The organism is bacterium, assembly GCA_028820935.1.
Lineage (GTDB): Bacteria > Actinomycetota > Acidimicrobiia > Spongiisociales > Spongiisociaceae > Spongiisocius.
The window spans coordinates 1-9767 of sequence record JAPPHZ010000012.1 but is presented as its reverse complement, the minus strand read 5'-3'; the positions used below and the strand labels follow the sequence as shown (position 1 = coordinate 9767).

Sequence of the window (9767 nt, the reverse complement as noted above, 5' to 3'; positions counted from 1 at the left end):
GGTCAGCACACCACCAATTCAAATATCCCGACTCCACGAAACTGGGTATCCATCATGTCCGGTCCCCACACAGGGGTGTTAGGGCGGCTGATGGCGATCACAGCCGCGACCACCAAGGCCACAACAAGACCAACCACGATCACCAACCGGGCCGCCATTCGGGGATCCTAAGCTCCGACCAGACGGTTCCGAACCCACAATTCCAGCACCGCGACCATCCCCGGTCGATTCAACTTCGACCTCAGAACCGTCAAAAGCCCTCATTTTGCCCGCACAGCCACCGCAGCACCCAGTCGCCATGACACCCGACCGCTATCCCTGCCCCCCGTCCTCGAGCCCTAACAGTCGGCCGAGCCCACAGCGGGTCAACCCCGCGTCGGATTGTCGAGGTAGGCGGCCCAGTCTGCCATGAGTTGGCGGCGCCGGTCGAAAAGATCGCTCCGTTGGTAGGCGGCTTCGACCCGGTCGCTGTTGACATGCGCCAGGGCGAGTTCGCATATCTGGCGGGGTGTGTCGGTCAGTTCGGCTGCCCAGTCCCGGAAACTGGACCGATAACCGTGGGGCACAGCGGGGATGTCATGTTCCCGCAACAGTTTGGGCAGGGTGGCGTCGGACAACTCCCGTCCTGTGGCCGAGGGGAACACCAGCCCACTCCGGTCCCGGTACTGCTTGGCTTCTGCCAGTAGTTCGAGGGCGCGGGTGGGGAGCGGCACACGGTGTTGGCGGCCGGTTTTCATCCTGGCAGGCGGGATCGTCCACGTCGCCGCGTCCAGGTTGATTTCGCCCCATCGGGCGCCGCGTACTTCGCCTGAGCGGCAGGCTGTGAGCACTAGGAACTCGAACGCCAACACCGTCGTCGGATACGCCCCAGAAGCCCGGATGGTGGCGACACTCGCCGCCACATCGGCATGTGGCAGCGCCCGGTGGTGTTGGCGCCGTCCCATGTTGGATGGCAACGCGGCGGTGATAGCGTCCCCCGCGGGGTTGTCTGTCCGATAGCCCTGGGCGATGGCCCAACGCATCACCGCGCCGATCCGCTGCCGAACCCGCCTCGCCGTCTCAGGGCGGGTATGCCAAATCGGTAACAGACAAGCCATCACATCCGCGGTCGTGATCCGATCCACCCGCAGCCGTCCAAGACGCGGATACACATAAGTCGTAAGCGACGACCTCCACTGCGCCTCTGACTTACCGCCCGCCTTCCACCCGGCCGCGTGGATAGCGATCACTTCTTCAGCCGCGTCCAAAAAGCAAGGCACCCGGCTGCCACGGGGGTCGACGCCCGCCTCAATGACCCGCCGGTTCTTCAGGGCTTTTTGGCGGGCTTCGGCCAAAGACACGATCGGATACGCGCCCAGACCGATGTTGGTGACCCGCCCACCGAAACGGACCCTCTGGCTCCACGTCTTCGACAGGCGCCCGTTCGCCGTTGGTTTCACCAACAAACTCAGCCCATAACCGCCGCGTCCGTCGCCGTAACGGCCCGCTTCGGTGACGGTACGCACAAACGCGGCTGATAAGATCCGTGGACGCTTCACCCGCCTTCTCCTCCCCGATTCTGGTTATCACCTACAGTTATCACTTTAACGGTGGGATTAGACGATGCCCCAGGAAACGTCAAGAACCAAACAAACACCCCACCACCAGGCCATACACAACACCCGAGGAACACCCAAGAACCACCTGACACCAACAAACGGCGGTCACTCCCTCCGCCTATAGCTGTATATATGCCCGGCTAAACAGCGCTTGGAATACTCGGTTGTTGCGTTGCGAGCAACATTGTGTCAGTGGTGTGATGCGAGCAATCCTCGGTAACGGGACTCCTTGCTGGGCAGCCTCGGTCGTGGCGACAAGCGTCCCGCTCGCCGACTTGGCCGTCTATACGGTGTGGCCCGGAACCCCATCTTGGCGGGATGATCGAGGAGCACAACGTGGACTTTGATGCTGACGTCCTTGCGGCGCCTCTCGAACTCCCGTGTGGAGTCGTGCTCAAGAACCGGCTGGCGAAGGCTGCCATGTCCGATTCGCTGGCGGACGGTGCTGGTCGTCCGACTGATCAACAGGTCGCGCTCTATCGGAGGTGGTCGACCGGCGGTGCGGCCCTGTCGCTGATAGGTGAGGTCCAAGTCGACTACCGCTATCCGGAGAGACCGGGGAACCTCGTCCTCTGGCCGGGCGCCGACGACGCTCGTCTTGCTCGGCTCGCAAACGTCGGGTCCACCGATGGCGCCCAGATCTGGCCGCAACTCGGGCACGCCGGCGCGCTCGCTTATGGTCCGATCTCTCGACCGGCCGGTCCATCGGCGTTCAACATGGAGGGCCTTGAGTGCGATGCGCTCACACGGTCCGCTGTCGACGCGTTGCCTGCGACCTACGCCAGGGCGGCTGCTCATGCCCGAGCTGTCGGTTTCAATGGCGTCGAGATACACGCGGGCCACGGCTTCTTGTTGAGTCAGTTCCTGTCGCCGTTGTTCAACCGTCGCTCCGATCACTACGGCGGGTCGATCGAGGCGCGGTGCCGGCTCCTGCTCGCCGTCGTGCGGGAGGTCCGCGCGGAGGTGGGATCGGAGTTCGCGATCGCAGTGAAGATCAACTCGAGCGACCAGTTGGAAGGCGGGCTGGATGAGGACGACGCCCTCGTTGCCGTGTCGCTTCTGGGAGACGAGGGGGTGGACCTGATCGACATCAGCGGTGGGACCTACTTCCCGGGCGCTCCAGCCAGTTCTGACCGACGATCTTGGGGGCCGTACTTTCTCGAGTTCGCCCGCCGGGCACGGACCGTCACGGACACGCCGCTGATGGTCACGGGTGGATTTAAGACTCGATGCCAGGCCGCGGAAGCCGTCGCGACCGGGGCGGCCGACATCGTCGGCCTCGCGAGGGCAATGGCCCTGGACCCCGATGTCGCGGCGAAGTGGCTTCGCCAGGATGGAGCCGATCCGCAGTTCCCCAGGTTCGAGTCGCGCCCTGCCGGAGGAGTCACCGCATGGTTCACCATGCGACTCACAGCGCTCGCGTACGGCGACGAAGACAGCTTCAAGCCTTCGCTCAGCGAGGCGATCGAAGCCTATGAGGCCCGCGATACCGACCGCGTCGCAACATGGGAAAGAACCTTCGGCGTCCGCTCGCGACCGGCAACATCGAGTGAAGAAGTGTCCCTCACCTCAACGTGACCTGATCGTGGGACAGAGTTCGGTGATGTAGGCGTCAGGCCGTTGTCCGGCTCGGACCGGCTGGCATGACAGGTGATACGGACAATCTCTCCGCTCGGTTCGCAACCCCGGGATTCTGTAGCACCTACCGGTACGAGTCGGATCCGTGGGCTCGGCCGGGTGGGTCACGGCCCAGGAGATCCAGCATCCCGGCGCCGGTGTCCTTGAACCAGTCGAACAGGATGCGCACGTCGGTCCCGACGCAGAAGTGCTTGACGCCCATATCCAGGTACCGCTCAGCGCCCTCCCGGTCCCGCAGTTCGGCCCTCGGGGCGATTCCCATCCGGAGGGCGGTGGAGATCACATGCTCCTCTGCCTCCCTGACCCGCGGGTGGCTCAGCTGTCCTGCCAGGCCGATGCTCATCGCGTAGTCCGCCGGGCCGAACTGGACCATGTCCACCCCGTCCACCGAGAGCAGATCCTCCAGGTTCTCCACCGCCGCGTCCTTCTCGATCATCAGCGCGATCACGGCCTGGTCGAGGGCCTCCACGAAGGCCGGAGTCCCTGCCTCGAGCACCAACCCGACATCACGGCGGAGGCCGACGCCGTGGCGCCCGCCGGACTCCGGGGCTTCGGCCCGGACCGCGCTGACGCACTCCTCCACGTCCTCGACAGTCCGGGGGTCGGAGAACAGGACGTTCTGGATGCCCGAGCCGATCGCCCGGACCGCCAGGTAGGTACGCGGCTCCTGCTCGATCTTCATCATGGCCGACATGTGGTCGAACAGCTCGACCGCCCGGCCCAGGTTCTCCAGGGCGTAGAGGTCGTACGGCCCGTACTCGGCCACGAACTCCACGTAGTCGAACATTCCGGACAGGCCGACCAGCTCCACGACCGATGGCCAGGAACTGATGAGATGGGTCCCCAGGCTGGCCTGATCGGCATCCAGCAGTTCCCGCAGCCGGTTACGTCGCAACTCGGTCATCTCCCCTGTTGCTCTACTTGTCGGAGCGCACGACCCGACTTTACGGACGGCCTCCGAGGAGCTCCCGTTCCGTCCACGACGAGGCCGCCGCTTACGACGATGTCAAACATCGGTCTTCCCCTCACCAGGCATCGGCGTAGAAGTTGCGAGGCCACGAGTGGTCCCGCAGTTTCTCGACCACCTCGGACGCCAACAGCCGCCCGTCCGAGACGGCACAATTCTGGTCCACATGAGCCGGCGAGCGCATCCCCGGGATGACGGTGGACACCGCGTTGTGGCTGAGGCAGAAGCGGAGCGCGCCTTCGGCGAGGCTCGCGGCGTGCCCGGCGAGGGTCTCCGCCACGGCCCCGGCGCGGGCCACGGTCTCGGCCAGGCGCCCGCCTTTGAAGTAGCCGCGGCGCCAGTCACCGGCCGCAAACACAGTGTCGGAGCGGAGGGCACCGGTGAGGCCGCCCTCGTCGAAGGGAGAACGGGCGATCACGCCGATGTCGAGTTCCTCGCATCGGGGCAGCAGCCGCTCGTGTGCCGACTGGTCGAAGAGGTTGTAGATCACCTGGACGGTGTCCACCAGTCCCGATTCCAACAGGCGCAGCACCGAATCGGGCTCATGATCGTTGGTGGACACCCCGAAGAACCGGACCTTGCCCTCATTCTTGAGCGCCGACACCGCCTCCGCCCACTGGCCCTGGTCGGTCCACGAGTCGGCCCAGAAGTGGAATTGCTGGAGATCGATGTGGTCGGTGCCGAGACGGCGCAGGCTCTCCTCCGTGCACGATCGAATCCACCCCGGTGAATAGCAGTCCTCGACCGCCATGTCGTCGGTAGCGGGCCAGACACGTGTCTCGAGCGGGACCTTGGTAGCGACGATGGGTGTGACATCCGCTCGGCCTACGAGGACCTCGCCTATCAGCTCCTCCGACCGGCCCTCGCCGTATCCGTACGCCGTGTCGATGAAGTTGACGCCCAGGTCCAGAGCGTGGTGGAGGGCTTGTTTGGACCGCTCGTCGTCTCGCTCGCCCCAAGCCAGCCCGCCGATGCCCCACGTCCCGATGCCGACTTCCGACACTTCCAGCCCGGTACGCCCGAGCTTTCGGTAGCGCATCTCAACCTTCCGGGGGAAGCGGATTCCACTCTTCGTAGGTCATCCCGACGGCTTGTCGAGGCTCCTTGGTGCGGACGTGGTTGTAGATGTGCAGGTACGGCCGGTAGACATGGAGCAGGGAGCGAAGCTCACCGACGGCGTCGGACGCGTGGAAGTCGATGCGCAGATCGATGTCGGGAAACGTGTCCGTCTCGGCCACCACCAGCGTGGCCGAGCGCTCGTAGTAGTCCCCGACCTGGCCTCCGGCATCGCGACCGGCCTCCAGGCCGGCCACCAAGCGGTCCTCCACAGGACTACCCGCCGCCGATTCGAACGCATCGGCCATCGCTTCGACCACCCCTTCGCCCATGAGGGAGTTCCCCGTGGCGATGTAGCCGTCGCCGATGACGTGGCCGGACCAGTGGCCTGTCCTGTCCCCGGTGTGCGCAGCGGCGACCCCGTCCGGGGTCAGCACTGCGGTCTGGCGAAAGGCGTAGTCGGGATCAACGTCGGCCAACCCGGTCACGACTTCCGCGGGAGAGAGGCCGCGCTCCAGCATGTCGGTTGCCACGGGGAGCAGTCTGGGGTCGGCGTACGCCTGGCTGGCGATCGCGCCGACGCCGGACCGGACCACCTGGCAGTACCCGCCGGCGGCGATCGAGTGGGTGGCGATGCCGATGCCGACGCGGCCCGTCGTAGAGTCACATCCGAGGATCGTGTAGGTCATGTCGCCGTTCCGCCTTTGCTGGTCATGTGACAAGTGACAACCAGAATCTGTACACCGCTCCTTGCCTGGGGAAGGGATGGTGATTGGCGGAGAGGGAGGGATTTGAACCCTCGAGGGGGGTTTGCCCCCTACTCGCTTAGCAGGCGAGCGCCTTCGACCGCTCGGCCACCTCTCCGTGCGACCCTGGTTCCTCGCGAATCGGAGGAGGCCCTGAGTCAGCCATATAGGACTACCCATGATACCTGCGGCGCGGATTTGACGCCTTGGCGGGGCCGGCGGCTTCCGGTACAGGATCAACAGCGACTATCGTTAGAGGGCAGCATCCGGTGTCGTCTTCTACCGCGGCGCCGAGTTTCCGGCATACAACCCGTGCGGCCGTAGCTCAAATGGACAGAGCGTCTGACTACGGATCAGAAGGTTGGGGGTTCGAGTCCTCCCGGCCGCGCCTCCGGGTAGAGTTCCGCCCGCCTCCCTCGTTGACGCTAGCGGGGAGATCGCATATACTGACGACCGTGCACGAGCACGTCCGTATCCCCGTGTCCTGACGGGCTACCCGGTGTGACCCCATGCCGGCTTTGCCTCGGTCCGGCATGGAGCAGACACAAGTAAGGGTTCGGTGAGCCGAGAGCCGCCCGGCGGCTTCTGACGGCGAGCGCGAGCCGGTAGTAAGGGACGCTTCCCCACTCGGTCGCCCCCTGAACTGAAGAGCGAGCGACCGCGCGGTCACTCGCCTCCTGTAGGAGCGTAATTTGCCCACCATCCAGCAGTTGGTGCGCCAGGGCCGGAAGCCCAAGGCGCGCAAGGAGAAGACTCCGGGCCTGGCCGGGTCGCCGCAGCGACGTGGTGTCTGCACCCGCGTCTACACGATCACACCGAAGAAGCCCAATTCCGCGATGCGCAAGGTATGCCGGGTTCGCCTGACCTCGGGGATCGAGGTGACCGCCTACATCCCCGGAGAGGGACACAACCTCCAGGAGCACTCGATCGTCCTGGTGCGCGGGGGAAGGGTCAAGGACCTGCCGGGAGTTCGCTACAAGGTCATCCGGGGCACGCTCGACGCGGCCGGGGTCGATGACCGCCGCCAGGCCCGGTCCCGCTACGGAACCAAGAAGGGCCGCTGATGAGACGAGCACCGGCCGAGAAACGGACCATCGAGCCCGATCCCGTATTCAGGGACGTCCTGGTGAGCCAGATCATCAACCAGGTCCTGCTCAAGGGCAAGAAGGAGAAGGCCCGCAAGATCGTCTACCAGGCCATGGAGATCGTCTCGCGGCGGAGCGGGCAGGACTCGCTGGTGGTGCTCAAGCGAGCGGTGGACAACCTGCGTCCCCAGGTCGAGGTGCGGTCCCGGCGGGTCGGGGGGAGCTCCTATCAGGTGCCGGTCGACGTCCGGCCCCGGCGGGCCTCCACGCTGGCGGTGCGCTGGTTGGTGGGGTTCGCCAGGCGGCGGAGAGAGCACACCATGGCCCAGCGCCTGGCCAACGAGATCCTCGACGCCTCCAAGCACACCGGCTTGGCGATCAAGCGCAAGGAAGACCTCCACAAGATGGCGGAATCCAACAAGGCCTTCGCCCACTACCGCTGGTAGAGGCGAGAGGCGGAGTAAGGGACAGAGAACGATCGGTTGCGAGAGAAGAAGTCGTGAGCAGTCCGGACGCGTTGATCCATCTTCGCCAGTACCCGCTGAGCCGCACGCGGAACATCGGGATCATGGCGCATATCGACGCGGGCAAAACCACCCTCACCGAACGCATCCTGTACTACACCGGTCGCACCTACAAGCTGGGTGAGGTCCACGAAGGCGCAGCCGTCATGGACTGGATGGAGCAGGAGCAGGAGCGCGGCATCACGATCACGTCCGCCGCTACCACCTGCGAGTGGCATGAGCACTGGATCAACATCATCGACACGCCGGGTCACGTGGACTTCACGGTCGAGGTGGAGCGATCCCTCCGGGTCCTGGACGGTGCGGTAGCCGTATTCGACGGGGTGGCCGGAGTGGAGCCGCAGACCGAGACGGTATGGCGCCAGGCGGACAGGTACCACGTGCCCCGGATCTGTTTCATCAACAAGATGGACAGGGTCGGGGCCGATTTCTTTCTGGCGGTCGACTCGATCGAGGAGCGGTTGGGGGCGGTCCCGCTGGTGATGCAGATCCCGATCGGCGAGGAGGGCGACTTCACCGGGGTGGTCGACCTCGTCGAGATGGAAGCCCACATGTGGGCCGGCGACGACGGTCGTACCTGGACCACAGGGCCGATCCCGGCCGAGTACGAGGCTTCGGCCGAGGAATACCGCGGCCGGATGCTGGAGCAGGTGGCCGATATAGACGAGAAGCTGCTGGAGAAGTACCTCGAGGATGTGGTCATCTCGCCCGGTGAGATAACCACGGCGGTCCGCACCGGGACCCTTCAACACCTCTTCACGCCCGTGTTCTGCGGGTCGGCCTTCCGCAACAAGGGAGTCCAGCTCCTGCTGGACGCGGTGGTGGACTACCTTCCGAGCCCGACCGATATGCCTGCCGTGCAAGGGTTTCTCCCCGGTTCGGAGATGCGCTCCTCGCGCGCCCCGGAGGACGCCGAGCCCTTCGCCGCGCTGGCCTTCAAGATCGTCAGCGACCCTCACGTCGGCAAGCTCACCTACTTCCGGGTGTACTCGGGCCACGCCGCCAAGGGAGGTGCGGTCCTCAACAGCACCAACGGACGCAAGGAACGCCTGGGACGGTTGCTGCGGATGCATGCCAACCATCGCGAGGATCGCGACGACGTCTTCACCGGGGACATCGTGGCGGCGGTGGGCCTGAAGCACACCGCCACGGGCGACACCCTCACCGCGGCCGGGCACCCGCTCCTGCTGGAGGCGATGTCGTTCCCGGCGCCGGTGATCTCGGTTGCCATCGAGCCACGTTCCAAGGCGGATCAGGAGAAGCTGACCGACTCCTTGGGCCGGCTTGCCGAGGAGGATCCCACCTTCCTCGTGCGGACCGATCAGGAGACCGGACAGCGGATCATCTCGGGGATGGGCGAGCTCCACCTCGACATCCTGGTGGACCGGCTGGTGCGGGAGTTCGGAGTGGACGCCAACGTGGGCCGTCCCCAGGTGGCCTACCGCGAGACGATCAAGGGTCCCGTGACCGGCGTCGAGCTGCGCTACATCAAGCAGACCGGCGGGCGGGGACAGTATGCGGTGGTGAAGATCGACCTGGAGCCGACCGGGCCCGGTGGTGGCTACGAGTTCATCGACGAGATCAAGGGCGGCAGGGTCCCCCGCGAGTTCATCCCGTCGGTGGACGCGGGTATCGAGGGCGCCCTCGAGCAGGGTGTTCTGGCCGGCTACCCGCTGGTGGATGTGCGGGCCCGCCTGGTGGATGGGCAATCGCACGACACGGACTCCTCGGAGATGGCCTTCCGCATCGCGGGTTCGATGGCCTTCCAGAAGGCGGCCCGGAGGGCGGGGATCAAGCTGCTCGAGCCTTTGATGGAGGTCGAGATTGTCACCCCCGAGGAGTACCTGGGCGAGGTGATGGGCGATCTGTCGTCACGCCGGGGCCGTATCGAGGAGGCCGGGCAGCGCGGCCGGTCCCGGGTGGTAATGGCCCGGGTCCCCTTGTCGGAGATGTTCGGTTACGTGACCGATCTCCGGTCCAAGACACAGGGTCGAGCCACCTCAACCATGCAGTTCCACTCTTATGGAGACGTACCCGAAAACATCGCCCGCCGGATTGTCGGTGCGGCGCGTGGAGAACTAGTAGGAGGTTAAGGAGTATGGCTAAGGAGCGTTTTGTGCGGGATAAGCCGCATGTGAATGTTGGGACGATGG

Annotated in this window: 9 protein-coding genes and 2 tRNA genes; 5 read left to right on the top strand and 6 right to left on the bottom strand. The window is 65.3% G+C overall.

The window, feature by feature from the left end; genetic code table 11:
- Nucleotides 1-2: 2 nt before the first annotated feature.
- Both OXM57_02540 and OXM57_02535 read right to left on the bottom strand, forming a co-directional pair.
- Entirely contained in the window at nt 3-158 is a 156-nt protein-coding gene (locus tag OXM57_02540) for a hypothetical protein (GenBank protein MDE0351558.1), read from the bottom strand.
- Between the two features lie 207 nt (nt 159-365).
- Nucleotides 366-1505: a tyrosine-type recombinase/integrase gene (locus OXM57_02535; protein MDE0351557.1), complete on the bottom strand. Its 1140-nt coding sequence runs from the start codon at nt 1503-1505 to the stop codon at nt 366-368.
- A 429-nt stretch (nt 1506-1934) separates the two neighbouring features.
- On the opposite strand from OXM57_02535, the gene OXM57_02530 reads away from it, so the two are divergent.
- On the top strand, nt 1935-3176 hold the full coding sequence (locus OXM57_02530; protein MDE0351556.1) for an oxidoreductase: 1242 nt from the start codon (nt 1935-1937) through the stop codon (nt 3174-3176).
- A gap of 124 nt (nt 3177-3300) precedes the next feature.
- Here the strand turns inward: OXM57_02530 and OXM57_02525 are convergent, their stop codons facing one another.
- The 4 genes from OXM57_02525 to OXM57_02510 form a co-directional block, all read right to left on the bottom strand.
- Nucleotides 3301-4140, bottom strand: a complete 840-nt coding sequence (locus OXM57_02525) for an aldolase/citrate lyase family protein (GenBank protein ID MDE0351555.1) — start codon at nt 4138-4140, stop codon at nt 3301-3303.
- A gap of 121 nt (nt 4141-4261) precedes the next feature.
- Entirely contained in the window at nt 4262-5242 is a 981-nt protein-coding gene (locus tag OXM57_02520; protein ID MDE0351554.1) for an aldo/keto reductase, read from the bottom strand.
- Between the two features lies 1 nt (nt 5243).
- On the bottom strand, nt 5244-5948 hold the full coding sequence (locus OXM57_02515) for a DUF1028 domain-containing protein (protein MDE0351553.1): 705 nt from the start codon (nt 5946-5948) through the stop codon (nt 5244-5246).
- Between the two features lie 84 nt (nt 5949-6032).
- A tRNA-Ser gene (locus OXM57_02510) sits at nt 6033-6123 on the bottom strand.
- A gap of 196 nt (nt 6124-6319) precedes the next feature.
- On the opposite strand from OXM57_02510, the gene OXM57_02505 reads away from it, so the two are divergent.
- The 4 genes from OXM57_02505 to fusA all read left to right on the top strand — a co-directional run bounded on the left by OXM57_02505 (nt 6320) and on the right by fusA (nt 9707).
- A tRNA-Arg gene (locus tag OXM57_02505) sits at nt 6320-6393 on the top strand.
- A gap of 304 nt (nt 6394-6697) precedes the next feature.
- The gene (rpsL, locus tag OXM57_02500; protein MDE0351552.1) at nt 6698-7069 is read left to right on the top strand and encodes a 30S ribosomal protein S12; all 372 of its coding nucleotides are present in this window, start codon (nt 6698-6700) and stop codon (nt 7067-7069) included.
- Nucleotides 7066-7536: a 30S ribosomal protein S7 gene (gene rpsG, locus OXM57_02495; GenBank protein MDE0351551.1), complete on the top strand. Its 471-nt coding sequence runs from the start codon at nt 7066-7068 to the stop codon at nt 7534-7536. The genes rpsL and rpsG overlap by 4 nt, the downstream gene beginning before the upstream one ends.
- Before the next feature lie 53 nt (nt 7537-7589).
- On the top strand, nt 7590-9707 hold the full coding sequence (gene fusA / locus OXM57_02490) for an elongation factor G (protein MDE0351550.1): 2118 nt from the start codon (nt 7590-7592) through the stop codon (nt 9705-9707).
- Nucleotides 9708-9767: the final 60 nt, after the last annotated feature.

Excerpts from the sequence above, each read along its gene's own strand:
- OXM57_02540 (MDE0351558.1), bottom strand. The coding sequence starts at position 158 with ATGGCGGCCCGGTTGGTGATCGTGGTTGGTCTTGTTGTGGCCTTGGTG.
- OXM57_02515 (MDE0351553.1), bottom strand. The coding sequence starts at position 5,948 with ATGACCTACACGATCCTCGGATGTGACTCTACGACGGGCCGCGTCGGC.
- OXM57_02525 (MDE0351555.1), bottom strand. The coding sequence starts at position 4,140 with ATGACCGAGTTGCGACGTAACCGGCTGCGGGAACTGCTGGATGCCGAT.
- OXM57_02520 (MDE0351554.1), bottom strand. The coding sequence starts at position 5,242 with ATGCGCTACCGAAAGCTCGGGCGTACCGGGCTGGAAGTGTCGGAAGTC.